The sequence below is a fragment of the Acholeplasma sp. ORD1043 genome (genome assembly GCF_057808485.1).
On the sequence record NZ_JAQLOJ010000003.1, the window covers coordinates 95,807 to 109,571 of the forward strand.

The following is a 13,765-nucleotide window of genomic DNA, read 5'->3' on the forward strand; positions in this document are numbered from 1 at the left end:
AGGATTGAACGTTGAAGATTATAGAACTTTTAGATGATTCATCCTTTGAAACTGGGTTTCATCTCTTAGGTATTAATCCTGAGGTCGATAAAAGAACATTTTATAGACATTTAGATTACGGCAATAAAGCATTAAAAAGTGATCGAATTATCTGGCAAATGGCTCAGTGGTGGACACCATATAATGTTGTAAATGCGAGTTATAAAGAAGAAAACAACAATTTTTTATATCAAACACCTTCAAGATTAATTGGTGTTAATCCAAAAGAAAAGAAACTTATTATGCACTTATCAGGAAGTAAAGAATATCCTAATGGTGCGAGAAGCAAAGTTTCTGATCCTTGGTCACACTTATTAATTGAACAAGATTTTAAACAAAGCGTTAATTTACTAGATTTAGAAAAATTAGAAGTTGAATTAACTTTCAATATTGAAAAAGTTATTGATAAACACAATGGAGACTTTAATCCAAATTTCCACGCAGCTCAATTCTTATGGCATTTCGTAATCACAGATATTAGTCAAGATAACAACAAATATATTGGTTATGGTAATTTTAAAGAATTTTTCTGGTTTGGAGTACCGTTGTTTGATTCAAGACATGATTTCATTAGTGAAACGATGCATGTAGACCAAGGTGGTATAGGGACCACAGGTCGATTAATATATTCAATGCCAAATAATGTCTATCTTAAAGAGAAGATAGAGTTTGGTAAAGAATACAAAATAAAAGTGGACATTCTACCTTATGTCATAAAAGCAAAAGATTATGCGTTACAAAATGGTTATTTATTAAAACATGATCATGCACACTATCAAATTGGCTATATGAACTTTGGATGGGAAATTCCAGGGATGTATGATGTGGAATCATACATAAAAGATATGAGTATTAAAGGGTATTTAAAAAATAAAAAAATTTTCTAGGAGAAAAGTATGAAAAAAATATTTCTAGTTTTAACATTATTTGTTGGCGTACTATTCATGCATATGAATGAAGCTTATGCAGCAGTACATCCAACAGATGCACCGGTCATTGGTCAAGTTAGTACCGATACGGACTTTTATTCCCACTGGCAACCAGATATTTTCGGGGCTAAGAGATTTAATGACAAAGGTGTAATTATGGCATTGACATCTGGCTTTGGTGCAAGAGCTGGATTCAGAACTGCATTCGATGCAACAGACTTCGAAATGCAACTTGATTTAACATATTTAGATCCAACTGTTGTACTCACTACATTCTTTGGTGGACAAGGATCTTACATTAGTGGTAATGGGTCTTATGTTTCTATCGAATTCTTAAGACACTCAACTGTACCTAATAAATATTTAGTTGCAGTTCAAACTACATCAGGTGGAGCTCATAACGTATCTATGCCTGAATTTGTTCCTGAAGGACAACCTGCATGGGATGATGATGCTGCATGGGTAGGTTATATTTTAGAAGCAGAAAATAATATTGTTACAGTTAAGATTTTAGAATCAGGTGATAATGTAACAGTTACGATTAATGGTCGTGATTTCGTTGTTGCATCAAGCAAATTCTATCAAGATTTTAATGATAAGAAAGCTGCTCATTTCTTAGTTGGTACAATCAATAAAGAAGGAACTATCCAAACAGTAACTGCTAACTATGTACTTGATGGTGCAAGACGTGCATACTATGCTGAAGAAGGTGTATTTGAAACATTCAAACAAAACCTTATCTCATTAGAAAGTGCTTTAGAAGGTGATTTAGAAGATATTGATGTAGTAAGTGGAGCACTTGTTTTCTATAACAAGTTAGACATTGATACTTTATACACTCATGATAAAAACTTCTTTAATGCAAGATATCAAGCAGCTAAAGCTACTTTAGATGAAGCTGTAACTAGAATTGGTGGCGATTTACTTTTAAATGATTTAGAAAGTAAAGTTGAAGCACTTGAAGCTAGAGTATTATTAATTACGAACCATACAACTGCTCAACAAGCATTCGATCGTTTAACAGAAGTAAATACAACAATCACAAATATGAATACTGAAGATTTCACTGAAGATCATCTTGAACGTTTAGATTCATTAATAGCTAGACGTGATGCTGCAAAAGATGACATTGATCAAAAAGTATTTGATTTAGTTCAAACATCAGTTGAAACTTTAGAAAATGCTGCAAATGACTTATCTACTATTCAAAAACTAAACCAAGCTTTAGTTGCGAAAGATAGCGTAAGCCAAGAATTAATGAACATGCTAGCAGAAGATGATAAAGTTGCATTTGAAGCAAGAGTTGAAGTAGCATCTGACAAGATTAACGCATTAACAGAAGGCTTAGAACATTGGGATTCAACAATTAAATCATATATCATCACTGGTGCTGATTCAATCAGTGCAACATTCGTTGGTAATCGCCAAGGTATGTTCTTTGCAGAAGAAAAAGTAGACGTTAGAGATTTCAAGATGTCATTAGATATCGTTTCATTATCAAATGTAACAGGTTCATGGTTAACATTCGGTATTATGGAAAAAACTGAATTATTTATTAATGCTACAGATTCAAGTGTTCAAGAAAATAAAGGTTTATTCTTCTTAATCGTTAATGAAGGTCAAGGCAAAGCTAGAGTTGAAACTTATTTAATGACACTTTATGCAAACAGATTCTTTGATGCACAAAGAACTGGCACATTCCAAATTGATATTACTAAGACAGTTGAAATTGAAATTGGAACTGAATTTATTACAACTCAAGATGTAACTGATGAATATATGAAGATTGTCATCGGTGGTCACAAATTTGTAACAGACCAAATTAATGTACGTTCAATGCGTACAGCATTAGATGATTACCAAGGTTACTTAAACATTGCTGCAGATAGTGCAACTTCATTATCTCCATCAAGCGTTGTTATTAAGAGTATCAATGGTAAAAATCCAACTTCTGAATCATTAGCAATTCCTTACGAACCAGCTCCATTCTTACCAGTTGATAGTAAAGAATATAAGTTAGGTTCAACATCAGCACTTGCAGTTGAATTCTACAACCGTGGTGCAGCATTTACAGTTAAAGTTGGTGACACACTAGTTGATGAAGCTAACTATACTTATGCAAACAACTCAATTTCATTCAAGAGTGCTTTCTTAAACTCACTTGAAGCTGGGGATCATGAAATTAAATTAGAAACAGCATTTGGTTCTTCAACATTAAATCTAAAAGTCAATGCTGCTGACGCTCCTGCAATTGACGATGCAGCACAAGGTGGCAACTTAGGTATTATCATTGCTGCTGTTGTTGGTGGTCTTGTATTAGTTGGTGGCGCAGTTGCTACTGTATTAATCATTAAAAAGAAAAGAGCTTAATTTATGAATAAAAACCATATCCGAATATTTGTCATAACATTAATCACATTTTTCATGTCAGCGATACTTATAGCTTGTGACAATAAAGAAGAGGAAAGCCCGTTTAATATGAATAATTTAGCTAAAGTATGGGATGGAAATACAATCTATAATGAGACAGTAGTCTTAGTTGATGATGGTACTGAAATAAGTGGTAAGTTACTTTTTGAGCCAACCGAAGTCATTTCAGTTAAAGATTATACGTTAGAGAAATCATATGATCAAACAGAATATGAAGTTAAAGGTAATAAGATTGTAAGAACTGCGAATTCAAAAATGCCTTATTTTACGACTGAACAATTAGCAGGTAAAAATCTTCCTGATGGATATGGTCTATCTACATATCAAGCTAAAGAAGTAGGGACAGAAATTGTTTTTACTGAAGGTATTGGTATTGTGATGCATCAAATAGCAGTAACTTATAAACATAATGGGAAATGGGCAGGAATCACTCCTGCCCATCAACCACAATATTTAGAAAACACTTTAGCTAAACTTCAAAATAAAGAAGAAGTAACTATTGTTGTTAATGGTGATAGTATTTCAACTGGTGCAAACTCATCTGGTGTATTAGGCATTAAGCCATTCCAAGACGATTTCCCGACCATACTACAAAATTATTTACAAAACAAATATCAAGCAACAGTTAATTTAATTAATACCTCAGTCGGTGGTACAACAAGTGCTCAAGGGAAAACAGGTGTTGATGCTAATGTTAATGCTTATAACCCTGACTTAGTGATCATCGGTTACGGTATGAATGATGGTACATTTAGAGTTTCTCCTCAAGAATATAAAAACAATATTGAATTTATGATTAAGTCAATTCAAGCGAGAAACCCAAACGCCGATATTTTAGTGATTGCTACAATGGTAGCTAATCCAATTTCAATTCAAAATCAAATTCAGAAAGATTATCTTGATCCAATCTTAGACTTACAAGAAACTTATGGTGTTGCAGTACTTGATATGACATCAATCAGTGAAACGTTGTTTGAAACAAAACGTGGTGTTGATGTTCTAGCAAATAATATTAACCATCCAAGTGATTTCTTAGTAAGAATATATGCACAAGGATTAGTGACAGTTATAACAGGTGATTAAATGCTTACATATGATGGCAGTATATTAGAACTCGTAGAAAATAAATATGAAATAGCAAAAGAAGCTCAACATGCCGCACTATATACAACCGGTAATGGTTATTATGGTGTTCGAGGTTCATTTGAAGAGTTTGGATCTATAAATGTACAAGGTGCATTTATTCGAGGGTTAATTGATGAAATCATCGAAGTACCTAAAATCTTTGTTGATAATATTTACATGCGTAAGTATTACATTAATGAACTCGAAGCTAAAAAATTTGAATACCAAGATTCTTGTATCAATTTTGCTGATTTCTTAACAATTCGTTTCGAAATTGGTGGAAAAACATTCTATCCATGGGATGGAAAAGTCTTAAGTTGGTTAAGATATATAGACACTAAAGATGGTTCGTTAGTACGTGAAGTGCTTTGGGATGATGGAAATAATCATATCTCAAAAATTACTTTTAAAAGATTTGCTTCATTCAAAGATAATCATGTCTTTGTTATAAAAGCTCAAGTTGAAAAGATTAATCATGATTTAGATGTTAAAGTTTTATCAGGTATCGATACATTTATTAAAACAAATGGTCAAAAGAAATCTAAACTGGTTAAACAAAATTATGAGAATGGTATTCAACAATATCTATTCAATGTAGGTAAAAAGTATAAATTTGAAGTCGCAGTTGGTATTAAAAATACATTTATTAACTGTCAAACAAAACAAATTGAGTTCAGTCATAAAGAAGGTATGTACTTTGAAGAGGTTATAGGAAAACCGAATTCAAAAGTTGTTGGTGTTGAGAAAATAGTTTACTCTAATGCCACAATGGATTATAAAGTAACAACTGATCTTTTAATTGAAAATAGAAAACATCTACAAAATAATAAAACTTATGATTTTTACTACAATGAACATTTAGAAGTTTACCAAGCTGAAATTGATAATATGGCAATTAAACTTGAAAATGAATCAGATGATGCCCTATTACGATATGCAAATTATCAAACATTGATTTCGCTCGATCGTTACGACAGAGTACATAGCGTAACTGCCAAAAACTTAACTGGAGAAAAATACAACCAGTTTATTTGGTGGGATGCAGAAATCTATCAATTCCCAATATACTTAATGACTAACCCTAAAGCTGCTAAAAACATTTTACTTTATCGTTACGATAGATTAGAAGAGTCAAAGAAGAATGCAAGACTTGAAGGATTAGAAGGTGCAAAATTTGCATTCTGTTCATCAGTTAAAGGGGATGAAAAAGTTTGGTCTTATGCAAGACATCCTTTCCTTCAAATACATATTAATTCAGATATTGCATATGCAATCTTAAATTACTATCACACAACCAAAGACTTTGATTTCATTAGAGACTATGGTTATGAAATGTTAGTTGAAATATCTAAGTATTTTGTATCAAGAGTTACATATAACCAAAAAGAAGATATTTATGAATTGTTAAATGTAACTGGAACGGATGAACATCATCCATATATAAACAATAATTCATACACCAACCTTATGGTTAAAGAATTATTAAAAGAAACTGTTTCATTTAGGAAACTACTAGGTGATGCCAAGAATGAAGCATCACTGTTTGAAAAATTCTTAGAGATCAGCAATAAATTAAAATTTGAAGTAACTAAAGATGGCTATATAGCGCAATTTGATGGTTACTTCAATCTAAACCCTGAACTAGAAGTTACAGGACATGGTGCTGCTAAAAACTTCCAAATGAAAGAATCGGGTTTATATCATGAATCACAGGTAATTAAACAACCGGATGTTATGATGCTATTTACGTATATCAATTTAGATTTACCAAAAGAAGCGAATTATCAAAAGAATTGGGCATACTATGAAGCAAAATGTGAAGCATCATCTTCGCTAACGTATCCAGCCCACGCGATTGCTGCAATTGATAATAAAGAATATGATAAGTTCTACCAATATTGGTATAAGAGTGCATCAATCGATATTATTGATCTACACAATGAAGCATATGCTGGTTTGCATGCTGCTTGTATGGCTGGAGCATGGTATTCAATTTACCGAGGTTTATTTGGATTCAAAGCTAAACTTGAGTATTTAAGTTTAGATCCAAAATACTTCGAACGCTTTGGACAAACTGAAATTAACTTTTTCTATCAAGATTTCAAAGTTAAAGCCATTCTAAAAAAAGGTACGTTGGAAATTCATTCTAATGGAACATTTAATTTAGAATTTAATGGATCAATCATAAAGCATGAAAATTTAACAATTGTCAATTTTTGAAAGGAGACAATCATAGATGAAAAAAATATATAGTATCGTAACGCTATTACTGGTAACTTTATTCTTAGTTGCTTGTGGTGGTGATGAAACTAATGGTGATGTTAAAACCATCGTTATCGATGCAGGTGGAGATATTGGTAACTTTATTTCAACGCCAACGATGACCCCATCGGATGCTAATCCATTCCCATATAATACACTTGAGACATTAGCACGTGAATGGGAAGCTTTAAATAAAGGTTATAAAATTCAAATTAATAAAACAACTGCAAGCGGAGACCGTTCAATTTTAGTACCTCAATTAAACAATAAAACTGCTCCAGATATTGTTTATCAAAATGGTACAGTTGTTAATATGGACTTAGGTAAGGGTTACTACGTTGCATTAAATGAATACTTAGATAAACCTAATCCATATGTTGAAGGCAATCTTCAATGGCGTGATATTTACGTTAAAGAAGAACTTGAACAAAATATGGCTTCAGATGGCGAACAATATGCAATCACTTTAGAAAAAATTCCAGTAGGAATTATGTACAACAAGAACATTCTAACTGCAGCTGGTGTAAATGATATTCCAGAAACTTATGCAGAATTTTTAGTCGCTCTTGATAAAATTAAACAATCTGGTAAAGAAGCATATACAACAACTTATACTTGGTATGATATTACTTTAGAAACTGCAATGTTCTCAGATTTATTACCTTTAGCAGACGTTTTAACTGTGAATGGTAAAGTTGATACTGAGGAATTTGTAAGAGCGTTTGATAAAAAACTTTGGGATCCAACTTTAAATGCACTTGGGTCTAATACTTCACTTGAAGGTAATCGTTATTATGAATACCTAAAGGTAACTAAGATGAAGACTCAATATTATCCAAACAACTGGCAAAGTTATGATGGACATACAAACTTCGTTAATGGAAATATTGCAATGGTTGAAGTTACAGGTGCTGAAATTAGAAAATTATCTATTAATAAAAACATTAATTTCGAATGGGGCATTATGCCTTTCCCTGATTTAACTACTGAAACTACTCAATATGCATCAAGAAATTCAGTTAGAGGTGTTGCTGGTCTTGCTACACCATGGTTTATTACAAACTCAGCTATGGAAAAAGGTACTGTTGAAGGCGCAGTTGACTTCTTAATGTTCTTAACTGCACCACAAAATAACAACCGTTTAATTGGAGATTTAAAAGGTGGTATTCCTTTAAATCCGGATGAATCAACAGAAATTGCTGATTATCTACAACCATTATTAGATATATACAATGAAGATAAAGAAAAAGCAATAAATGAAGATTCTCGTGTTTACTGGGCTGCTGTTAACTCTTGGGGAATGTTAGGTTATGCTTATAATACTGCCTTCATTAAGAGTTTACAAGATATTGATAATGGCACTAAAACAATTGAACAAGTCGCATTATCATTAGCTCAAACCATAAGAAGTACTGTACAAGCATTAAAGATCGAATACGATTACGACGAATCTAAGTGGGATTAAAATGGCTCAAAAAGGTGCAACAAAAAACAAAACTCAATATAAAGCATTTATCTGGCTTGCTCCTGCACTAACTCTTTTATTAGTGTTCTCATATTACCCTCCAATCAGAGCACTCATGCTATCATTCACCAATGCCCGTGGTACGGGCGTTGGTGAGTTTATCGCTTTCCAAAATTATATTGAAATCTTCACGAGTGAAGTTTTTTGGATTAGTATGAGGAATGTTGTCATGTTCATTATCGTCGGAATGATTGTTGGTAACTTCATGACAATTCTATTGGCAGAATTATTATTCAATTTAAAATCCGAAAGATTAAGAGGTATCTTTAGATACTTATTTATTCTTCCTATATTAGTACCTGGCGTTGTTGTTATTCTAATTTGGCGTTTTATCGTTTTTGCCGGTGGTGATAACGGGATTGCGAATATGATTCTAGGTTTCTTAGGACTTGAAAGTAGCAATTGGTACTTTGATCCATCAATGGCTTCTATGTCAATTATTCTTACGGGATTCCCATGGGTTGCAGGTACATCATTCTTAATCTACTTAGCTGGACTACAAAATATTTCATATGATGTAATTGAAGCATCAAGATTAGATGGTGCCAACATGATGCAAAGAATTTTCAAAGTTGACCTACCATTAATTGGTGGTCAATTAAAGTACTTTGTTGTCATGGGGATTATTGGAGGACTGCAAAATATCAACTTGCAAGTCTTAATTACAGGTAGTGGACCAGGAACTACCAATGCAACAAACGTTCCTGCGTTTATGCTTTATGAAGCTGCCTTTACTTATGATCGTTATGGCTTTGCCAGTGCGATTGGTATTGTGATTTTTGCTATGACTCTAGGGTTAACCATATTGAACATGAAAAAGATTAAAGGAGGAGAACAGTGATGAAAAAAGTACTTACTTTCATTAAAAAATACTATGTCGAAATCATAATCTTAATCTTCCTTTCTATTCTTTTAGTCATGTCATTCTACCCATTAGTCATGTTATTCTTTAAAAGTTTTAAAGAGATTTCAGATGATCAACAAAACCCATTTGGTATACCAAAAGTATGGAGTTTTGTTAACTATGAATATGCATGGTTAGTGATAAAACCGTATTTTATTAATAGTATTTTGATTACTGCATTTCAAACCATTGGTATTGTTGTATTAGGTTCGATTACAGCGTTTCCTTTTACAAGATATAACTTCCCGTATAAAAATGTTATATTTTACGGCATTATTTCATTAATGATGATTCCTGGTCTTGTTACTTTAACTAGCCAATATGAACTCATTAACAATATAAAACTAGTAAATAGTATCTGGGGTGTTATCTTACCTTCAATTGCTGGTTCAATACCGTTTGCGTTATTCTTATTAAATATGTCGTTTAAAAATGTTTCAAAAGATTTGATGGATGCAGCCGAAATTGATGGTGCATCTGATTTCCAAGTATTTAGACATATTATGATGCCACTTTCTAAGCCGATTGTATGGACTTTAGTTATTACATCATTTATGAACAGTTGGAATGATTATCTATGGCCGTCTTTAGTCTTACTTGAAGATGATAAGAAAACTTTACCACTAGCGCTTGTTAACTTTACCAATAGTTACTACGACTTAACTGGTGGATATGGTGCCCCATTTGCAGCTTATATTATTTCAAGTTTACCGCTTGTTATTCTATTCTTAGTGGCAAGTAAGCAGTTTATTCAAGGGTTAACTAGTGGATCAATTAAGATGTAGGAGAGAGATATGAAAAAGAAATTTTTATTATTAATATTTGCTTGTTTAGCATTCTTTTTAATCGCTTGTGAAGAAAAACAAACGATAGAAGATGAACCAAAAATTATCGAGTTACTACAAGATAGAACATTTAGAAATGGATTTTTAATTTCACCTGCTGATAATGAACCACAACCAGATAACCGTTTCCCACTAGAGTATAACTTAAGATACGGAACGCCAACTGGTAATATTTCATGGTTAGTTGGACAAGCTGGTGACCGTTTTGGTTTAGCTGATAGATACGCTTTTGGTGATGAAGTCGAATATATAAATAACTTCTATATCATTGAAGATGAATCTAAGAGCATTAAAGTCAATCCTGATGAATCAATTATTAAATTGGAACTGAATGCAAGTAAAGAGTATCTAAGTCCAAGAGCGCCAAAAGAAGCTTGGCCACACTTACTCTTACAACAAGGATTTTCTAGAACTGTATCAGTGAGTGAAACTGAATCAATTACTTTAAAAATGGATTTAACACTTGATAAGTTAGATCGAATGATGACAGATCAAGAATACAATAAGGATTTACATGCCGCACAATTCTTAATGTATATTGTTGTTAGATCAAATAAAGCAGAAGATGCTGGAGAATTTATGTGGTTTGGTATTCCATTCCTTGATTCAAGATATTTAACTTTACCAGAAGCAGGTATGATTGATGCTGGAACTGCTGGAAATACCGGCAAATTCATCTATCAAATGGAAGGTTCACATTTACTTCCAAATGGCTTACCTGTGGGTGAAAAACAATCAATTAATATAAACCTAATTCCATATTTTGAACGAGCAATTAATCTTGCACATACTTTCCAAAAAATGATGAGTTCAAGTGTTGAAGATCTATATTTAACAAATATGAATATTGGGTTTGAACTTCCAGGTACATTTGATATTGCTGTTACTATAGAGAATTTTTCAGTAGAGGCAGTATTAAAATAATGAACATTAAACTAATTATATTTGACCTTGATGGTGTCATTGTATCAACCGACCACTATCATTATTTAGCATGGAAAAAAATGGCTGATGAAGAAGGTATTTTTTTCAATGAGCAAATTAACCATAGATTGAGAGGCGTTTCTAGAACTGATTCCCTTGAAATTATTCTAGAACGCTCAATTAAAGAGTATAGTGAGAGTCAAAAAAAACATCTCTTAGAAACTAAAAATAGAGATTATTTATTGCTCCTTGAACACATCTCACGTCAAGATTTATTAATGGATGTTTTTGAAACTCTCACATACTTAAAAGAAAACTATTATTTAATAGCCATTGGATCTGCGAGTAAAAACGCTAAAAAGATTTTAGAGAAACTAGAAATTATCGACATGTTCGACTTCATCTCTGATGGTAATCAAATAAAACATGGAAAACCTAATCCAGAAGTCTTCTTAAATGCTTGTACAAATTTAGGTGTTGACCCAAAATATGCAATGGTCATTGAAGATGCTGATGCGGGTATTGATGCAGGAAATAATGCTGGTATGATTACAGTTGGGATTGGTCCTGCAAATCAATACGAGAAATCACAATTCAAAATTACTCGTTTAAAAGAACTTATTACAATTCTAAATAATTAATTAAAATAAATGCCCATTGAAATAGATGGAAATAATAATCTCTGAGAGCATTCACAATAAAGAAGGTACTTCCACCTTTGTTAAATACATCAAATAAAACATTTAAACCTTGAAAAATTTTCAAGGTTTTATTTTTTGTTTGAATGTATATTTGCATAAAATTGAATATAAGTAGATTAAAATTGATGTAATTTAAGAACTAAAAAGTGGTGAACAAATGGATATAAAATATTTTTGAACCACATATTTTATTCTAATCATCCTTGCATTTTGGTTACTTGTTGAAATTGAGTATTTTATTTACGGCGTCTACTTGACAAGGGGCAGTTTAATCTGACCTTGTTGGATTTTTTTAACTTTACTTTTATCACAATGTTTGTTTATGATTTCATTGGGTTTATACCACCGTTATTAGTATATATATTTTTTAGATTATTTTTCCTAATGTGATGATGTATTAATGATAAGGATATATACATGAAAATTTCAAAGTTTAAATCTATTTATGATACGATGAGGTATAATAACTTACATTAGTATAAAATATATATATAGAGGAAAAAATAATACCCTTGATGATAAGATACTATTAGTAAGTAAACAAGAATTCAGATTGTAAGGGGATAAGCTACAATGAAAAAAATATATTTTCTTCTCAATTTCATAATGATAATTTTTTTAGCATCTTGTAGTTTCTTTTCAGATATTCCGGATTTTGTTGATGAAATTATTCCAGATGAAATTGATAGTGATTTTGTTTTAGAAGAAAAACATTTAGATTATAACTTAAGATACTATTTAAATGATGTTGAAATAACAGACTATAAAATAGATTTTCCATATTTATTAGAGGATACTAAATATACGATTAAATTAGGTGTACATTCAAATTTCACATCGAAGACCTTCTTAAAAGAAGTCACTTTTAAGAAATCTAAGGCTGTAAATGATTTATACATTGCTACGCTGGATGGTAATGATATTTATTCAAAAGATGAGTATAAAAAGGGAATTGTCTCAATCGAAAATTCCACCAACTTTGACATTAATTCAAGATCTATGCAAATCAAAGGACGTGGGAATTCATCTTGGTGGGTATATCCTAAAAAACCATATCGTATAAAGTTTGATGAAAAAACTTCCCTACTTGGAATGAGAAAAGCTAGAGACTATGTGTTACTTGCTGAGTATGGTGATAAGAGTTTATTAAGAAATTATGTTGCACATATGATGTCTGAGTATTTGAATATTGACTACAAACTAGAGTATCGTTTTGTAAACCTTTATTTAAATGGAAGATATGATGGGGTATATTTATTAACTGAACAAGTAGAGTTTGATGATAATAGATTAAACATTGATACATCTAAAGGTAAGAATGCATGGTTACTTGAAATGGATAGTTTTGAACGTTTAGATGAAGATGATCAATTACTCTTTGATTACATCACGATGTTTAGTCGCCCATTTAGCATTAAAGAACCAAACCTTGTGGAGTTTGATTACTATACTAGACAAACAAAAATAGCAGAAATTAGAACCTATATTAATTCAGCTTATCAATCAATGAATAAACCAAACTACGATGAATATATCGATGTTGATAACTTCATTGATTACTTCATCATTCAAGAAATTACTAAAAATGTTGATATAAACTATAGTTCTGTTTATATGTATAAAGCAGATGGTGGAAAGCTTAAAATGGGTCCACTGTGGGATTTTGATATATCAATGGGTAATGGTGATTACTATCCATATCAATCATACGGATATAAAGCAACTGAGAATATATTCTTAAATAAGTTGTTAGATTCGGAAGCTTTTAGAACAAGATATATCCAAAGGATGAAAGAGGTTATTTCAAACTATGGTGAAACTTTCAAAGAAAACTTAACTAAGATGTATTTCTTAATTAGTGATGCTGCAAATGAGAATTTTATTAGATGGCAAAGTTTAGGCAATTATGATTGGCCAAACCCACCAGAGATGGTTCAAGCGAATACACATCTCAAACAATATACCTATTTATTTACTTGGTTTGATCAAAGACTAACTTGGTTAGAAGAAAACATTGATACAATTTAGTAGAAAGCATAAAAAAGGCCCTTTAAAATAGATGGAGGTATTAACCTCCGAGG

10 protein-coding genes are annotated in these 13,765 nt (G+C 31.7%); all 10 read left to right on the forward strand.

Going from position 1 to position 13,765, the window contains the following annotated elements; all coding sequences use genetic code 11:
* Window positions 1-11 precede the first annotated feature (11 nt).
* The 10 genes from PG914_RS02105 (at window position 12) to PG914_RS02150 (ending at window position 13,712) form a co-directional block, all read left to right on the forward strand.
* Window positions 12-926, forward strand: coding sequence for a hypothetical protein (locus PG914_RS02105; protein ID WP_488822027.1), 915 nt, complete (start codon window positions 12-14; stop codon window positions 924-926).
* A gap of 9 nt (window positions 927-935) precedes the next feature.
* Window positions 936-3,338 carry a hypothetical protein gene (locus tag PG914_RS02110; protein ID WP_488822028.1) on the forward strand — a complete coding sequence of 801 codons (2,403 nt, stop codon included), beginning with the start codon at window positions 936-938 and terminating at the stop codon, window positions 3,336-3,338.
* A 108-nt stretch (window positions 3,339-3,446) separates the two neighbouring features.
* Window positions 3,447-4,481: an SGNH/GDSL hydrolase family protein gene (locus PG914_RS02115; protein WP_488822029.1), complete on the forward strand. Its 1,035-nt coding sequence runs from the start codon at window positions 3,447-3,449 to the stop codon at window positions 4,479-4,481.
* On the forward strand, window positions 4,482-6,743 hold the full coding sequence (locus PG914_RS02120; RefSeq protein WP_488822030.1) for a glycoside hydrolase family 65 protein: 2,262 nt from the start codon (window positions 4,482-4,484) through the stop codon (window positions 6,741-6,743).
* Window positions 6,744-6,759: 16 nt separating this feature from the next.
* On the forward strand, window positions 6,760-8,250 hold the full coding sequence (locus PG914_RS02125; RefSeq protein ID WP_488822031.1) for an ABC transporter substrate-binding protein: 1,491 nt from the start codon (window positions 6,760-6,762) through the stop codon (window positions 8,248-8,250).
* Window position 8,251: 1 nt separating this feature from the next.
* On the forward strand, window positions 8,252-9,151 hold the full coding sequence (locus tag PG914_RS02130; protein ID WP_488822032.1) for a carbohydrate ABC transporter permease: 900 nt from the start codon (window positions 8,252-8,254) through the stop codon (window positions 9,149-9,151).
* Window positions 9,151-9,999: a carbohydrate ABC transporter permease gene (locus PG914_RS02135; protein ID WP_488822033.1), complete on the forward strand. Its 849-nt coding sequence runs from the start codon at window positions 9,151-9,153 to the stop codon at window positions 9,997-9,999. Before PG914_RS02130 ends, PG914_RS02135 begins: the two co-directional genes overlap by 1 nt.
* A gap of 9 nt (window positions 10,000-10,008) precedes the next feature.
* Entirely contained in the window at window positions 10,009-10,983 is a 975-nt protein-coding gene (locus tag PG914_RS02140) for a hypothetical protein (RefSeq protein ID WP_488822034.1), read from the forward strand.
* On the forward strand, window positions 10,983-11,624 hold the full coding sequence (gene pgmB, locus PG914_RS02145) for a beta-phosphoglucomutase (protein WP_488822035.1): 642 nt from the start codon (window positions 10,983-10,985) through the stop codon (window positions 11,622-11,624). Before PG914_RS02140 ends, pgmB begins: the two co-directional genes overlap by 1 nt.
* A 666-nt stretch (window positions 11,625-12,290) precedes the next feature.
* A complete protein-coding gene (locus tag PG914_RS02150; protein ID WP_488822036.1) occupies window positions 12,291-13,712 on the forward strand; it encodes a CotH kinase family protein in 1,422 nt (473 codons plus the stop codon).
* Window positions 13,713-13,765: the final 53 nt, after the last annotated feature.

What these genes read in the sequence shown, in the direction of transcription:
- PG914_RS02110 (WP_488822028.1), top strand. Translation starts at nt 936, where the DNA reads ATGAAAAAAATATTTCTAGTTTTAACATTATTTGTTGGCGTACTATTC.
- PG914_RS02115 (WP_488822029.1), top strand. Translation starts at nt 3,447, where the DNA reads ATGAATAATTTAGCTAAAGTATGGGATGGAAATACAATCTATAATGAG.
- PG914_RS02120 (WP_488822030.1), top strand. Translation starts at nt 4,482, where the DNA reads ATGCTTACATATGATGGCAGTATATTAGAACTCGTAGAAAATAAATAT.
- PG914_RS02125 (WP_488822031.1), top strand. Translation starts at nt 6,760, where the DNA reads ATGAAAAAAATATATAGTATCGTAACGCTATTACTGGTAACTTTATTC.
- PG914_RS02130 (WP_488822032.1), top strand. Translation starts at nt 8,252, where the DNA reads ATGGCTCAAAAAGGTGCAACAAAAAACAAAACTCAATATAAAGCATTT.
- PG914_RS02135 (WP_488822033.1), top strand. Translation starts at nt 9,151, where the DNA reads ATGAAAAAAGTACTTACTTTCATTAAAAAATACTATGTCGAAATCATA.
- PG914_RS02140 (WP_488822034.1), top strand. Translation starts at nt 10,009, where the DNA reads ATGAAAAAGAAATTTTTATTATTAATATTTGCTTGTTTAGCATTCTTT.
- pgmB (WP_488822035.1), top strand. Translation starts at nt 10,983, where the DNA reads ATGAACATTAAACTAATTATATTTGACCTTGATGGTGTCATTGTATCA.
- PG914_RS02150 (WP_488822036.1), top strand. Translation starts at nt 12,291, where the DNA reads ATGATAATTTTTTTAGCATCTTGTAGTTTCTTTTCAGATATTCCGGAT.